This window comes from Kitasatospora sp. NPDC001159 (assembly GCF_053598235.1).
Genome location: NZ_JBSFJV010000086.1, coordinates 1 through 13228, shown reverse-complemented (window position 1 = coordinate 13228; position 13228 = coordinate 1). Strand labels below are relative to the sequence as shown.

Sequence of the window (13228 nt, the reverse complement as noted above, 5' to 3'; positions counted from 1 at the left end):
CTGGGTCAGCTGGCCGGCCCACCGGGTGGCACGCCGACGGCCCCTTCGGGGGCTCGTGCTGTAACCGTCCGGGAGGCCCGTGTTGTTGACCGGATCGGGCGGACAATTGGCGAATGTTTCCGTTCACTTTCGAACGCTGCCGCTGACCTGCCCATTCGAGCGTTCGGGCGGCCACCCGACGCCAGCAACATGACCCAGATCACACCTTGATGAAGCGGGGCTTGACAAAGCCCGCCAGCAACCCCGCACCACGACTCCGCGCCACCAAGAGCGCCACCGACACCGCCACCGCCAGCGGCAACGCCCCCGCCCCCGGGACTTACGGCGCGGGCTCCACCGCCGCCGAGTCCAGCGCGCCGGTCACCCGCTCCAGCAGCTCGCGCAGCGCGGCCAGATCCTCGACCGGCAGCCCGGTCGCCGCGAGCAGTCGGCGCGGCACCTGCCCGGCCTGCTCGCGCAGCGCCGACCCCTCGGAGGTGAGACCGACGGTGACGGACCGCTCGTCCTCCGGGCTGCGCTCACGCCGCACCAGCCCGGCCGACTCGAGCCGTTTGAGCAGCGGGGAGAGCGTTCCGGAGTCGAGCCGCAGGCGCTCGCCGATCCGCTTGACGGGAAGGTCGCCGTCCTCCCACAGCACCAGCATCACCAGGTACTGCGGGTAGGTGAGCCCGAGGTCCCGGAGCAGGACCCGGTAGACGCCACCGAAGGCGCGCGAGGCGGCATTGAGCGAGAAGCAGATCTGCTGGTCGAGACGGAGCAGTTCCTCGTCCGCCATGCCCGGGAGCGTGGTCATGACCCCATGATACCGATCACACGCACACCATTTAGTTGTGCGCAATTGAATTGCGTGCTCTACTTATTGAGCAGACAGCGGGCCGTCGGGAATCCACCGGAGCGGCACACCCGTGCACGGCGATCCACGACCCGCACGCCGCGAGACGAGCAGCAACACGAAGGGACTACCACCATGGACGCGCTCTACACCGCCGCCGCCACCGCCAACGGCCGCGAGGGCCGCGCCGTCAGCTCGGACGGCCAGCTCGACCTCGCCCTCGCGATGCCGCCCGCGCTCGGCGGCAGCGGCCAGGGCACCAACCCCGAACAGCTCTTCGCGGCCGGCTACGCCGCCTGCTTCGCCAGCGCCCTCGGCCTGGTCGGCCGCCAGGCCCGGGTGGACACCAGCGAGGCCTCGGTGACCGCCGAGGTGTCCATCGGCAAGGACGGTGCGGGATTCGGCCTCTCCGTCGTGCTGCGCGTCGAGCTGCCCGACTCCCTCGCGGGCGAGACCGGCCAGCTGCTGGTCAAGCAGGCGCACGAGGTCTGCCCGTACTCCCGCGCCACCCGGGGCAACATCCCGGTCGAGCTGGTCGTCGAATAAGTCGAATGCGTCGAATGAGTCGAGTCAGACGCATCGGTAAAGCCGGGTACGCCAGGTGAGCCGACCGAGCACCGACGCCCAGTAGCAAAACACCGAGGCCCGCCGCACACGTGGCGGGTCTCAGCACGCACTCCGCGCCCCCGGTCAGCCGCCGCCCGGCCCGTCTGCCGATCGCAGCGTCTCCAGTCGGTGGCGATACTCCTCCGCGTCGATCTCACCCCGCGCGAACCGCTCCGCGAGCAGCTGCTCCGGGTTCGGGCCGTGCGCCCAACCGCCCGGCCCCGGCCCGGCGGCGCCCGCAGCCGCGGGGCCGCGCGGAACCGGCTGCCGCGAGCGGGAGATGTACCGGAACAGGGCGACGGCCAGGAGCACCAGCAGCGCCAGGATCAACAGCGCGCCGATCGTCATCGCCGCGATGCCCCAACCACCCGGTCCGTGGCCGGGCCCGTACCCGCGCCAATGCCAGTGCCTCATCGAGACCTCCTCCTCCGGCCCGTCGGGGCCCGCAGAGGTGACCGGCGCCGCACCGCCCGAGGTGCCGGGCCGCCGGAGGTGCCGTCGCACCGGGAAGCAGCGCCACAAAGGAAACAGGACCGCCCGGGTGATGAGCGCCCTACCACCATCGTGCGCCCCGACCGGTCAAACCGCTGTGAAGAAAGGCTGAGAACACCCTACGGCGCTCGCACCCCCGACCCCCGGGGTAGCGTTGCCGCCCATGAGCCACCACCCGTCGGACGACCACCGCTCCCCCGAGCAGCTCGTCGCCGCCGGGACGCTCCGCCGCCACGCCGACCACGGCCCCCACCAGGCGCTCGGACGCTCCCCGATAGCGTACGTGTCCATCTCGCTCTGGACCGAACTCACCGCCCTCGCCATCACCCCCGCCGCCGCCGAGGCCACCGCCACCGCCCTGCTGCGCGCCATCGCCGACCGGGCCGTGGACGCGGCGCTCGCCCCGGGCAACGAGCGCGCCCCGCGCGACGACCTGTACGTGACCGACCCCGCGCACATCGGCCCGCGCCGCCGGGCGGTCTGGTTCCAGCGCTCCGGCCCGGGCGGCCCGATCACCGCATCGTTCGCACCGTGAAACCGACGAGCGCCGAGAAATCCCCAGACCGACGGGTCAGCGCTCGACCTGCAGGCCGCGGCAGACCCAGCTGAGCCGGCTCGGCCCGTCGAGGGGCCGGTCATGGTGGGTCCCGTCCGCCACCGACAGGTTGACGATCAGGTAGGCGTGCCAGCCGGTCCCCACGCCGCGCAGGTCCGCGTGGACCAGCTCGTCCTCGACGTACCAGTCCACCGGGTGCGCGCCGATCAGCCGACCGACGCGGTAGCACCCCCGGCCCGGAGCCGGTCGGTCACCGAGACCACCCCGTCCACCGAGCGGCACAGGTTCAGCACGACCGGCACCAGGTGCGCTTCGGGAACGGTGCCGCTGAGCACCACCCGACCCTGGTCGACCTCCACCCCGATCTCCGCCGGGCTCACCCCGTCGATCCGGCCGAGCACCTCCTCGACGATCTCCCGCCGGATCACCCGGTCCTCGCGCAGGAAGACCCGCAGCAGGTCGCCGCGGCTCACCATGCCGATGACCCGGCCCTCCTCGTCCAGCACCGGCAACCGCTTCAGCCCGTGCCGGCTCATCAGCCGGGCCGCCGCGACCACGCTGCTGTCGGGCGTGGTGCAGACCGGCTGCGCCGTCATCAGGTAGGCCGCCGTGATCTCGCCGCCCGGCCCGGCCTTCGCCGATTCGGGCGCGGGCAGCAGACTGCCCGGATCCTCCTGCGCGGCCAGGGTGCGCAGCAGATCGGCCTCCGAGACCACGCCGAGCGGCCGCCCCTCCGGGTCGACCACCGGCACGCCCGTGATGTCGTAGTCGGTCAGCAGCGCGACGATCTCCCGGAAACCGGTCTCGGGCGCGACCCGGACCACGGGGCTGGTCATCACGGATTCGACGGTGGCATGCCGCACGCCGGTTCACCTCGTCCAACGGTGCTGGTCGGACCGGGCGCGGATCGTCCCGGCCGGTACCCGCAGCATGGCCCCGAACGGCGTAGATCGCCAGGGGCCAAGGGGCTGAACGGGTGGGACCAATGGCCCTGACCAGCGAACACGGAGCCGACGGGCCGGAGCGAGCCGCCCCGGGGCGCGCCGCTGCCACGGACGGCGCAACCATCACGTGATCGACTCGCTGGACCGTCCACCGCGACAGCACGCACGCCTCCGGGAGGGCCCGTTGGCAGAGAGCGCGGCATCGACGGCCCAGGGCACCGCGGCGCGCCGGTGGCGGTCCGGGCCGGGCGTGCAGCCGGTTCGAGCAGGACACCGTGGCCCGGACGTGGCGACACCCCCGGCAGAGGACGGCGCACCTGCTCGCGGCGGGCAGCCGCCGGGTCACCCGGCTCACCGCCAAGGGCCCGGACTGGTCGGCCGACCGCCCCCGCCACGGACCGTACCGCGGCCCTCGAACGCCCCGCCCGGGCGACCGTCCAGGTCGAGGCGCTCCTCGACACCGGCGGCCGGATCAGCCCGCCGCACTGACCCGGTCGGCCAACGCCTGCCCGTAGTCCGGCAGGTCGACGCTCGACACCTGCTTGCCCAGCTCCAGCATCTTGTCCAGCGCCCACCGCCGGTTCAGCACGGCGTTGCGCAACCGCAGTCCGGTCACGGTGCGCGGCGCCAGGAACGGGCCGGTCCGGTCCCCGCCCTTCTGGCAGCCCTGGGCGTAGTCGCGCAGCAGCCGCTCGTACCGGGCGAAGGCGGCGCGGTGGTCGCCGCGGGCCAGGGTCAGTTCGCCCGCCAGGACGTACGCGGCCACCACGGCCGTCCCGGTGCCCATGCCACCGATGGTGGCGCCGCAGGCGGCGTCGCCGAGCAGGGCGGTCCGGCCGGTGGACCAGGTCGGGACGTCGGCGCGGCTGATCGAGTCGAAGTACAGCTCGGGCGCGGCGTCCAGGCTCGCCAACAACTGCGGCACCCGCCAGCCGAGGCCCGCGAAGGCGTCCCGGATCAGCGCCTTCTGCCGCTCCGGGTCGTGGCGGTCATAGCGCAGTTCGGGCGAGGCGAACAGGCAGAAGGCCCCGGCCCGGGCGGGGTCGCGGTGGTCGGCCCCGACGGACATCAGCCGACCCGGCACGTTGAGGCCCACCCCGCCGGCCGGCAGGCCGCCGCTGTTCGGCAGCTGCCAGGTGGCCGCGTAGTAGCCGAGGTGGCGGACGAACCGCTGCTCGGGGCCGAAGGCGAGCCGCCGGACGTTGGAGTGCAGCCCGTCGGCGCCGATCACCAGGTCGAACTCACGGGGTGCGCCGTGCCGGAAGGCGACCCGGACGCCACGCGCGGTCTCCTCCAGGGCCGTGATCGAGTCGCCGAAGAGGTACTCGGCGCGGGCGCTGCTGTGCCGGTGGAGCAGCTGGGCCAGTTCACCGCGCGGGACCTCCAGCTCGCCGCCGGCGAATTCGGCGGGCAGGTGCAGCAGTTGCCGTCCGTCCTGGTTCACGAAGGTGATCGGGCTGCCGCCGGTGTCGAGCGCGCGCAGTTCCTCCAGGACGCCCATCCGTTCCAGCACGGTCAGGTGGGTGCGGCCCCGGAAGTCGACGTTCTGGCCGCCGCCGCGCAGCGCCGGGGCGAGTTCGACCACCGTCACCTCGAAGCCGTACCGGCTCAGCCAGTGGGCCAGCGCCGGACCGGCGATGCTCGCGCCCGAGATCAGCACCTTGGTGCGACGGGAACCGCGCGGGGAACCGCTCCAGGCGCCGTGCGCAAAGCCGCTCATGGAAACCACTTCCGTCCGAGGGTCGACGCTCGGGAACCCGGCGTCGAGAGTCGAGTAACTGTGTCTCGCGGACACTGTTCATTGCTGTGTACGGTAGACACAGTTGACGGGGACGGGCAACCCCCAGGACGGGAGCGGACGATGGTCGAGGCGGCGAACGACACGGTGCGGCTGCTCTGGGGCCCGTCGGCCAAACCGACCCGAGGCCCGAAGCCGGCCCTCAGCCTGGAGCGGATCGCCGCCGCCGGCGTCGAGGTGGCGGACGCGGAGGGGCTCGGCGCGGTCTCCATGCAGAAGGTGGCCGCGCTGCTCGACTTCACCAAGATGTCGCTCTACCGCTACGTCCCAGGCAAGGCCGAACTCATCGCCTTGATGGTCGAGTCGGCCGTCGAGGAGCCGCCGACGCCGGCCGAGGGCGCCCACTGGCGGGAACAACTCACCGCCTGGGCCCACCACTTGGCCGCATCTTTCATCCGACACCCGTGGCTGCTGGACGCCACCGTCGGCCCCCGGGTGCCGGGTCCGAAAGAACTCGCCTGGCTGGAGCGTGTGGTGGCCGCCCTCGACGGCCACGGGCTGACCGGCGCCGAGCGGATGGACGCCGCCGTGCTGCTCGCCGGGCACGTGCGCGGCATCGCCGAGCAGGCCCGCGCGGTCGGCCCGAACGGCTCCCCCGAGGCCGAACTCCTCGCCGCCCTCGGCACCGTGGTGCACCGGCACGCCGACCGCTACCCCGCCCTGGCCGCCGCCATGGCCGAGCCGGGCGGGCAAGACCAAGCCCTGGACTTCGGCCTGGACCGCATCCTGGACGGCCTGGCCGCCCTGATCGGCCGCCGGACGGAGCCCCGACGGTCGCGATAACCCATCGATCGACACCCCCGGGGCAGCTAGCATCGCGCCCCATGGCGATGTTCGTACACCTGACCGCCGCGGCGAACGCGCCACGCATCCGCCGCGCCGGAATCCGGGCCGACAGCCGGGGCCAGGGCGGTGTGCGCGGGGTGTACTGCTTCCCGGTGCTGCCCTCGTACACGCTCACCCACCAGTGGCTGCGCGAACTGGCCCGGTTCGGCCCGAAGGGGTCGCTGGTCGCGGTGCACGTCCGGCTGGACGACACCCAGCAGGTGCTGGTCGGGCACTACCGGGACCGCGCCGAGGAGGCCCAGAAGTGGGTCTCGGCCGCCGAGGCGGTCGCGAGGATCGGCACGCTCGCGGACCCGCGCGGCTGGGAGGTGGTCGTACCGCGCGCGCTCCGCCCCCGCGAGGTGCACCGGATCCGCGCCGTACCGCAGGTCGCGGGCTGGCGCTACCTCCCGGGCGCCCACGGCACCCGCCCCTGCACCTGCGCGGGCTGCCGCCTGCGCGGCGGCTACGGCGACCGGCGGATGCGCGAACGCCGCCCGCACCCACTGGACGGCCCGCCGCCGCCCGTCCCCGTCCTGCTCGCCCGGATCGAGGCGGCCGGCGACCCGGGCGATCCGGCCGAGCTGCGCGCCACCCTGCACTGGTTCGGCCTGCGCCGCCGGGGCCCGGTGGACCTCCTCGCCCGGCTGGCCGACCACCCGGACCCGGGCGTGCGCGAGGAGCTGGTCTGGGCCGTCTGCGGCTGGTCCACCCCGGGCGTCGCCGAGCTGCTGGACGGCCTCGCCGAGGACCCGCGCCCGGAGGTCCGCGAGGCCGTCGCGGCGGTCCGGGAACCCTGAGGCCCCGCGGACCGCTGCGAGCCGCCGCTGTCGGAAGCCGTCAGGAGACGCGCTTCAGCTGCCAGGAGTTGTTGTTGAAGCTCGGTACGGAGGAGTACTGGCAGCCGGAGCCGTAGAAGCTGCTGACGATCGTCCAGCCGGCCGGCGGCCAGGTGGACGCGCAGGCGTTGACCACGGTGCCGACCGGGTAGCCGGTGAGCTGCATGATCTTCTTGGTGTTCGGGTTGAACCCGGAGCCGCAGCCGGCGCTGTTCCACCACTGGACGTCCACGAAGCCGTCCGGGGTCAGCGAGGAGGAGCAGACCGTGCTGGTGCTGCCGGGCGCCGCCTGCGCGGTGCCCATGGTCAGGGTCAGGGCGGCGGCGGTACAGCCGAGGGTGAGGACGGCGGCACGAAGTCGGGTCACTGGAGCGGCTCCTCTCGGGTGACGCGGCGTGTCCGCGCCAGGGCCCATTCCTACCGGTACGAATAACCCGCCGAACAGTGCGTTTCCGGCCCCACCGGCGGCGGGTTCTCGCCCCTTTCCGCCCCGGACCGATCAGCGCCGGTGGCCGTCACCTCCGGGGCCCGGCCGACATGCCCGTTCGGCCGAACCGGGTGATCATGGGACGAACCGCGTCTTCGGCGATTCGGCGCGCTGGTGCCCGCCGACGGCGCCGGGAAGGTGGACCGCGATGTTCCAGCTCCTGTGGATTCTGCTCATCGGCTTCGTGCTGGGCGTGCTCGCCAAGCTGATCCTGCGCGGACCGCAGTCGATCCCCTGGTGGCTGACCATGCTGCTCGGCGCCGCCGGGGCCTGGTTCGGCAACGCCGTCTCCGGCTGGATCGGCGTGCGCCACACCGCAGGCATCGACTGGATCCGCCACCTCCTCCAACTCGGCTTCGCCGTCGCCCTGGTGGCCTTCGTCGCACCCGTCTGGACCAAGTCCCGCCCACCCCGCTGACCCGGCGTCGGGCCGGATTGTCAGTCGCAGGTGCAAGACTCCCGCCAGGGCTCACCGGAAGGGCCCGGACGGGAGGGTGCGCCGATGCCCAACGGAGATGTCTGGCGGCTGCGGCGGGGCGAGGAACTGCTCGGCGAGATCGTCGTGGACGACGGCTACTTCCCCTGGCTGGAGGGCCGGTTCGTCCCTCGTCCCGGCTTCGCCGAGGTGAAGCCCTGGTTCGACGAGTCGGCCGCCCTGGTCGACGCCGAGGACTTTGAAGCGTTCGACCGGGCGTACGACCGGATCGCCGGGACGCTCACCCTGGCCTCCCCGCAGGGCCCGGTCGCCGAGTTCCTGCTGCACATACGCGGCGACCGGGCGGCGTTCCGCTGGTCGGACGAGCCGTTCGACGAGGAGGACTGAACCGGCTCAGCCCACGTGCACCGCGGGCCGCCGGGTGCGGTCCGGCTCGGCCTCGCGGAGCACCTCGCGGGTGACCGGCGCGATCTCGCCCTGCCCGAACAGGAAGAACCGCAGGAACTGGGCGAAGGGGTTTCCCTCGGTCCACTCGAAGTAGATGTGCGGCTGCTGCCCGGTCAGGTCGCGCACCTGCAGCAGCAGGGCGGCCAGGGCGTTGGGCACGCTGGAGCTCTCCAGCGACAGCACGCGGTAGCGGTCGTGCAGCACCTCGCCGCGCACGGTCAGTGCGGCCTCGAAGTCGGACGGGTCGAGCACGGTGACCTCGACGAAGACCAGATCGTCCTCGGCCGGGATGTCGTTGTCCTTGCGGATCTGGCGGAGCTTGTCGCGGTACTCGGCGAGGTCCCGGCTGTTCGGCTCGTTGGCGATCAGCCGCAGCGGGCGGTGCATGTAGTCCCGCACGAACCGCTCCGCCACGTCGTCCAGGTCCACGTGGGTGACCCGCAGCTCGAAGGCCCGCTTCAGCCGGGAGAGGAAGGAGACCAGCACGATGCCCGCGATGAAGCAGGCACCGATCTTGACGCCGTCCGGCCGCTCGGCGATGTTCACGGCCGTGGTGTAGAGGAACACCGCGGCGATCACCGCGAAACCGGCCCGCCAGCGGCGTTGCCCGATCTTGTGGGCGGCGATGGTCACCGCGATGGCGGCCGAGCTGATCAGCACCAGCACACCGGTCGCGTACGCGCCGCCTTGGGCGTCCACGTTGGCGTCGAAGATCCAGGTGACCAGGAAGGCGATCAGGGTGAGGACGATCACCAGCGGCCGCACCGCGCGGGCCCAGTGCGGGGCCATGCCGTAGCGCGGCAGGTAGCGGGGCATCAGGTTGAGCAGGCCCGCCATCGCGGAGGCGCCGGCGAACCAGAGGATCGCGATGGTGGACACGTCGTAGACGGTGCCGAAGGAACTGCCCAGGTACTCGTGGGCGAGGTAGGCCAGCGCCCGCCCATTGGCCTGCCCGCCGGGTTTGAAGGCGTCAGGGGGGATCAGCACAGTGGTGATGAAACTCGTCGCGATCAGGAAGATGCTCATGATCACGGCAGCGGTGGTGAGCAGCTTGCGGGCGCCGCGGATCCGGCCGGTCGGGCACTGCTCGGTGTCCTCCGGGTCGCCCTTGATGTGCGGCATCACGGCGACTCCGGTCTCGAAACCGGAGAGGCCGAGTGCGAGCTTGGGGAAGACGGTCAGCGCCACGCCGATCATCGCGAGCGCGTTGCCGTGCTCGGCGGTCAGGGCGTCCGACCAGGCGGTGACCAGGTGCGGCGACTCCAGGACGTGCCACAGACCGTTGACCACCACGACCACGTTGAGCGCCAGGTAGACGGCCACCAGCACCACGGCGACCCCGATCGCCTCCCCGAAGCCCCGGAGGAAAACCCCGCCGAGCAGGGCCACCAGCACCAGCGTGACCAGCATCTGCCTCCCCCCGAGCACGCTGCTCACGTGCGGGTTCTCGACCAGGTGCGCGGCGCCGTCGGCAGCCGACAGGGTGATGGTGATCATGAAGTCGGTGGCCGCGAAGCCGAGCAGGGTCAGTACGAAGAGCTTTCCCTGCCAGAACGACAGCAGCCGTTCCAGCATCGCGATCGAGCCCTCCCCGTGCGGGCTCTCCCGGGCCACCCGCCGGTAGACGGGGAGGGCCCCGAGCAGGGTGACAACCACCAGGATGACGGTCGCCACCGGGGAGAGCAGGCCTGCGGCCAGGGCCGCGATGCCCGGCTGGTAGCCGAGGGTCGAGAAGTAGTCCACGCCGGTCAGGCACATGACCCGCCACCAGCTCTGGCCCTCGTGCTCCGGCGCCTGGGCGTGCGGGCCGGGGTGCTGCTTGGCCATGTCCGACAGGCCTTCCAGCATCCACGCCCGGAATCTCGCGCCCCGCGTCGGAGGAGCCATTCCCGGTTCGGCCGAACCCGACGAGACCACGTACACCCCTGTCCACGACTTCGGCCGGCCGCGCGCGGCTCCGGACCCCCTGCTGGCCGCCGGACGGCGGGCCTGGTCAGGCTAGGTGACCGGACCGCGGCCGCCCGCGAACCGCGCGCGCCAACACGCCAGGGTCCGTCCGTACGGCCCTCCGGCGGCCGCCGTCCGGCCGTGATCGCGGCTCCGGCGCGGCGGTCGGCATGAACCGCCCGAAACGGGTGAGGATGACCGCGCACATTGACACACGAGGTTGACCGCGACCCCACGAGGTGGACGGGCCGCGGGGTGCAGCGACGGACGACAGGGAGGCCGTGGTGGCGGAACCGAGCCGGCGGGGGATTCTGGGCCTGGGTCTGATGGCGGCCACCGTCGCCTCCTGCGGGCCCCGTCACCCGGACGCGGCCCCGAACCCCTCCCCCGACGCCCAGGGCACCCCGGGCGGGGCCGACCCCACCGCCCAGCACGTCGGCCTGAGGAGCGAGCAGTCCCAGCCCGGCAACCCCGACTGGGAGATCACCGACCCCGGCCCGGCAGACGCCGTCGAGGGCTTCGCCGACCGGGTCAGCGTGCTGCCCGGGGAGTCCTTCGGCCTGCACGTCTCCACCCCGGCCGCCGCCTTCACCGTCTCCGCCTACCGGATGGGCTGGTACGACGGCGCCCGCGCCCGCCTGGTCTGGCGCCGCGAGCACGTCCCGGGCGGCAAGCAGGCCGCGTCGCACGTGGACCAGGCCGCCCGCACCGTGCTGACCGGCTGGCAGCGCACTCTCGCCGTGGACACCACCGGCTGGCCCGAGGGCGCCTACCTGCTGCGCCTGGACGTCGAGGGCGGACCCGGCCGCCGCTACGTCCCGCTCACCGTCCGCTCCGCGAGCACCGCCGGGAGGACCGTGGTCATGAGCGCCCCGGCGACCTGGCAGGCCTACAACGAGTGGGGCGGCTACAGCCTCTACAACGGCCCGACCGGCACCGTGGCCACCCGCTCGCTGCGGGTGGTCTTCGACCGGCCGTACGACTACGACCACGGTGCCGGGCTGTTCCTGGTCTACGAGGCGCCGCTGATCGCGCTCGCCGAGCGGCTCGGGCTGCCGCTCGCCTACACCACCGGGATCGACGTGGCCCGCGACCCGGGGCTGCTGCACGGCGCCGCCGCCGTCCTCTCGCTCGGCCACGACGAGTACTGGTCCCCCGAGCAGCGGGCCAACGTGGCCGCTGCCCGCGACGCCGGGACCAACCTGGCGATCCTCGGCGCCAACTGCTGCTTCCGCCGGGTCCGCTTCGAGCCCACCGACCTCGGCCCGGACCGCACGGTGGTCTGCTACAAGGACGCCTGGGCGCAGGACCCGGGCCACCAGGCCGGCGCCCCGGCGACCGCCGACTTCCGGGCCGGCCCGGGCGCCGACCCGGAGAGCTCGATGCTCGGCGTGATCTACGACGGCTACCCGGTGGACGCCCCTTACGTGGTCACCTCGCCGGGGCACTGGGCCTTCGAGGGGACGGGCGTCGCGGCCGGAGCGTCCTTCCCGCACCTGGTCGGCGTCGAGTACGACCGGGTGAACACCGACTTCCCCACCCCGCGCCCGATCGAGATCATCGCCCACTCCCCCGTGGTCTGCGAGGGCCGCCGCTCCCACTCCGACACCGCCTACTACACCGTGCCGAGCGGGGCCGGGGTCTTCGCGAGCGGGACGATGCGCTGGGTGGAGGCCCTGGACGCGCAGGGGCCCGGCGGCGGCAAGGCCGACCACGGCATCGACTCGCACGCCGGGGACCTGGTCCGCAAGGTCACCGAGAACGTCCTGCGCGCCTTCGCCTCCGGCCCGGCCGGGCGCAGCCACCCCGCCCAGGACAACCTGTCGACCGTCTACGGCCCGGCGTAACGGGCCCGGCCCAGCGGCCCCCGATCACCGGCCGTGACCGGCAGGTCGTGATCAGCCGCCCACGATCGGGGCAACGAAGGTCTCCGGCGGGCCGCAGAAGTTCTCCGGGTCGACCATTCGGCACGGGCGGTAACCTGCCGCAACGGCCCACCTCGGTCGAACGGACTCCCGAGCCCCGCCGGGATCCGCCCGCCCGGCCGCACTCCCCGGGGCGGGCGGACACCCCGGGGCCGGATAGACTCACATGCTCCAACACCAGCGCAGTTCGTCCAGACAACCGACCGGCGTGGCACCGGTGCCGTCCGGCGAGGACACGAGGGAAACAGAACATGGTCGAGGCCTCCCCCAAGGTCGTTGTCGTCGTCCCCACGTACAACGAGCGGGAGAACCTTCCGGTCCTCGCCGGGCTCCTCGCGGAACTCCCGGTGCCGAACCTGCACCTGCTGGTGGTCGACGACAACTCCCCCGACGGCACCGGCGAACTCGCCGACAAGCTCGCCGCCGACTCCGGCGGCACCGTCGGCGTGCTGCACCGCACCGAGAAGAACGGCCTCGGCCGCGCCTACCTGGCCGGCATGGCCCGGGCCCTGGACGAGGGCGCCGACGTCGTGGTCCAGATGGACGCCGACCTCTCGCACCCGGCCTCCGCGATACCCGCGATGGTGGAGACCCTGCTCACCGACGACACCGCCGTGGTGCTCGGCTCCCGCTACGTGCCCGGTGGCTCGACCGCCTCGGAGTGGCCCTGGCACCGCAAGGCGCTCTCCGCCTGGGCCAACTTCTACGTCAACGCGATCCTCGGCCTGGGCGTGCGCGACGCCACCGCCGGGTTCAAGGCGTGGCGGGCCGACACGCTGCGGGCCATCGACCTGCCGACCGTGCAGAGCAACGGCTACTCGTTCCAGGTCGAGATGAACTACCGGGTGATCCAGCGCGGGATGACCATCCGCGAGGTGCCGATCCGCTTCGAGGAGCGGATCGAGGGCGCCTCCAAGATGAGCATCGGCGTCCAGGTCGAGTCCGCACTCGCGCCCTGGAAGCTGCGCTTCAACCGCGTCGACGAGCGCGGCGAGCTGAACTAGGTGTTCTGACCCGTGAGGTTGGGGACGCGGCTGGCGGGTGGCTTGCCTGCGAGTGCGGTGTGTCCGCGGTGGTGATTGTAGGTGTGGAGC

15 protein-coding genes are annotated in these 13228 nt (G+C 72.8%); 8 read left to right on the top strand and 7 right to left on the bottom strand.

Going from position 1 to position 13228, the window contains the following annotated elements:
- Positions 1–319 precede the first annotated feature (319 nt).
- Complete coding sequence (locus ACWC9T_RS31725; RefSeq protein WP_449824500.1) at positions 320–793, bottom strand: MarR family winged helix-turn-helix transcriptional regulator; 474 nt, start codon at positions 791–793, stop codon at positions 320–322.
- Between the two features lie 174 nt (positions 794–967).
- On the opposite strand from ACWC9T_RS31725, the gene ACWC9T_RS31720 reads away from it, so the two are divergent.
- Positions 968–1378, top strand: coding sequence for an organic hydroperoxide resistance protein (locus ACWC9T_RS31720; protein WP_449824499.1), 411 nt, complete (start codon positions 968–970; stop codon positions 1376–1378).
- 144 nt (positions 1379–1522) lie between these two features.
- On the opposite strand, the gene ACWC9T_RS31715 is transcribed toward ACWC9T_RS31720, so the two are convergent.
- Positions 1523–1852 carry an SHOCT domain-containing protein gene (locus tag ACWC9T_RS31715; protein ID WP_449824498.1) on the bottom strand — a complete coding sequence of 110 codons (330 nt, stop codon included), beginning with the start codon at positions 1850–1852 and terminating at the stop codon, positions 1523–1525.
- A 241-nt stretch (positions 1853–2093) separates the two neighbouring features.
- Here ACWC9T_RS31715 and ACWC9T_RS31710 point away from each other — a divergent pair, with 241 nt between their 5' ends.
- A complete protein-coding gene (locus ACWC9T_RS31710; protein ID WP_449824497.1) occupies positions 2094–2465 on the top strand; it encodes a hypothetical protein in 372 nt (123 codons plus the stop codon).
- Between the two features lie 36 nt (positions 2466–2501).
- Here ACWC9T_RS31710 and ACWC9T_RS31705 read toward each other — a convergent pair whose 3' ends face one another.
- The 3 genes from ACWC9T_RS31705 to ACWC9T_RS31695 all read right to left on the bottom strand — a co-directional run bounded on the left by ACWC9T_RS31705 (position 2502) and on the right by ACWC9T_RS31695 (position 5150).
- Complete coding sequence (locus ACWC9T_RS31705) at positions 2502–2678, bottom strand: hypothetical protein (protein WP_449824496.1); 177 nt, start codon at positions 2676–2678, stop codon at positions 2502–2504.
- Between the two features lie 14 nt (positions 2679–2692).
- Positions 2693–3322 (bottom strand): CBS domain-containing protein, encoded by a 630-nt coding sequence (locus tag ACWC9T_RS31700; RefSeq protein ID WP_449824519.1) that lies wholly within the window; start codon positions 3320–3322, stop codon positions 2693–2695.
- 580 nt (positions 3323–3902) lie between these two features.
- The gene (locus ACWC9T_RS31695) at positions 3903–5150 is read right to left on the bottom strand and encodes an FAD-dependent monooxygenase (RefSeq protein WP_449824495.1); all 1248 of its coding nucleotides are present in this window, start codon (positions 5148–5150) and stop codon (positions 3903–3905) included.
- A gap of 141 nt (positions 5151–5291) precedes the next feature.
- Between ACWC9T_RS31695 and ACWC9T_RS31690 the strand changes: the two genes are divergently transcribed.
- Together ACWC9T_RS31690 and ACWC9T_RS31685 are read left to right on the top strand one after the other, a co-directional pair.
- The gene (locus tag ACWC9T_RS31690; RefSeq protein ID WP_449824494.1) at positions 5292–6011 is read left to right on the top strand and encodes a TetR/AcrR family transcriptional regulator; all 720 of its coding nucleotides are present in this window, start codon (positions 5292–5294) and stop codon (positions 6009–6011) included.
- Between the two features lie 41 nt (positions 6012–6052).
- Entirely contained in the window at positions 6053–6853 is an 801-nt protein-coding gene (locus tag ACWC9T_RS31685) for a HEAT repeat domain-containing protein (RefSeq protein ID WP_449824493.1), read from the top strand.
- Positions 6854–6893: 40 nt separating this feature from the next.
- Here the strand turns inward: ACWC9T_RS31685 and ACWC9T_RS31680 are convergent, their stop codons facing one another.
- The gene (locus ACWC9T_RS31680; RefSeq protein WP_449824492.1) at positions 6894–7259 is read right to left on the bottom strand and encodes a hypothetical protein; all 366 of its coding nucleotides are present in this window, start codon (positions 7257–7259) and stop codon (positions 6894–6896) included.
- Positions 7260–7527: 268 nt separating this feature from the next.
- On the opposite strand from ACWC9T_RS31680, the gene ACWC9T_RS31675 reads away from it, so the two are divergent.
- Both ACWC9T_RS31675 and ACWC9T_RS31670 read left to right on the top strand, forming a co-directional pair.
- On the top strand, positions 7528–7797 hold the full coding sequence (locus ACWC9T_RS31675) for a GlsB/YeaQ/YmgE family stress response membrane protein (RefSeq protein WP_449824491.1): 270 nt from the start codon (positions 7528–7530) through the stop codon (positions 7795–7797).
- Positions 7798–7881: 84 nt separating this feature from the next.
- Entirely contained in the window at positions 7882–8202 is a 321-nt protein-coding gene (locus ACWC9T_RS31670; RefSeq protein ID WP_449824490.1) for a hypothetical protein, read from the top strand.
- Positions 8203–8208: 6 nt separating this feature from the next.
- Here the strand turns inward: ACWC9T_RS31670 and ACWC9T_RS31665 are convergent, their stop codons facing one another.
- Positions 8209–10149 (bottom strand): amino acid transporter, encoded by a 1941-nt coding sequence (locus tag ACWC9T_RS31665; RefSeq protein ID WP_449824489.1) that lies wholly within the window; start codon positions 10147–10149, stop codon positions 8209–8211.
- Positions 10150–10493: 344 nt separating this feature from the next.
- Between ACWC9T_RS31665 and ACWC9T_RS31660 the strand changes: the two genes are divergently transcribed.
- Positions 10494–12056: a N,N-dimethylformamidase beta subunit family domain-containing protein gene (locus tag ACWC9T_RS31660; RefSeq protein ID WP_449824488.1), complete on the top strand. Its 1563-nt coding sequence runs from the start codon at positions 10494–10496 to the stop codon at positions 12054–12056.
- Positions 12057–12385: 329 nt separating this feature from the next.
- Positions 12386–13138, top strand: coding sequence for a polyprenol monophosphomannose synthase (locus tag ACWC9T_RS31655; RefSeq protein ID WP_449824487.1), 753 nt, complete (start codon positions 12386–12388; stop codon positions 13136–13138).
- The last annotated feature ends 90 nt before the right edge of the window (positions 13139–13228 follow it).